Source organism: Asanoa sp. NPDC050611, assembly GCF_040654855.1.
In the GTDB taxonomy this organism is placed as follows: Bacteria; Actinomycetota; Actinomycetes; order Mycobacteriales; family Micromonosporaceae; genus Asanoa.
Window position 1 is genome coordinate 1 of the sequence record NZ_JBFAIU010000707.1, and the last position, 1,130, is coordinate 1,130.

Sequence of the window (1,130 nt, forward strand, 5' to 3'; positions counted from 1 at the left end):
GCCTCGCCGGACGGCGTCCGCCGGATCCGGGCCGCGGCGTCCAACCGCACGGCGCGTTCCAGGTCGCCGCCGCGGCCGTCCAGGTCGGCGATGGCGGCGAGGAAGGCGCTGGCCACGGCCTCGTCCCCGGCCGTGGCGGCCAGCGCGAGACCGTCGACCAGGTGCTCGCGGGCCTCGCCGTGCTCGTCGAGCCCTTCCGCGGCCAGCGCCCAGGTGTAGTGCGCCACGACCGCGGCGAGCTGCTCCTCCGCCGCGGCGGACACCTCGAGCGCGATCCGCAGTTCGGGCCGCGCGTCCGCGTACCGGCCGTCCTCGACGGCCACCAGCGCGACCCGGCTGTAGACGAGGCTGGCCTGCCAGGCGGCGGTCGGCCCGCTGATCAGCTCCGTGGCCTCGGCCAGCTGGGACTCCGCCAGGTCCCGTTCGCCGCGCCGCGCGGCGAACTGGGCGAGCGTGCAGAGCGCGAGTGCCAGCGAGCCCGGGTCGCCGGCCGCCCGCAGCAGCGGCAGGCCCCGTTCCAGCAGCGCCCGCGCGGCCTCGAACTGGCCAGACATGTACTCGGCGCCACCCGCGGTCAGGAGTGCCCGGCCCTGTTCCGCCGGGCTCAGCCGGCCACCGCGGTCGAGGATCGCGGCCACGTGCCGGCGGGCCTCGTCGAAGTGCCCGCGGCGCCACCAGAACGTCCAGGTCGCCCACATCGCCCGCAGCGCCGCCGGGGCATCGTCCTGCTCGTGGAACCAGTCGAGCGCGGCGTTGAGGTTGTCGTGCTCGAGCTGCAACCGGTCGAGCCAGACGGCACCGGTTCCCGCGCGGTTGAGCTCCAGCTCCGCCTGCTCGGCCAGGGATCCGTAGTAGGCGGCGTGCGCGGCGTGCACACCGTGCCACTGGCCGCTGTCCCGCAGCCGGGTCAGGGCGTAGTGCCGGATCGTCTCCAGCATCGAGAACCGGGGCTGGCCACCCGTCGTGTCGTCCCGCCGGACGAGGGCGGCCTCGAGCACGGCCTCGAGCGCGGTCACCGGGTCGGCGCCGGGCGTGGCCACCGCCTCGACCGCGTCGAGGTCGAAGCCGCCGGCGAAGACACCGAGCCGGTCGAACAGCGTCCGGCATTCCGGCCGCAGCTGGCGGTAGCT

At 76.0% G+C, this 1,130-nt stretch carries 1 pseudogene; it reads right to left on the minus strand.

Annotated elements, in window-relative coordinates:
* Positions 1-1,130 (minus strand): annotated as a pseudogene (locus AB0H87_RS41985) (hypothetical protein); the annotation flags it as partial.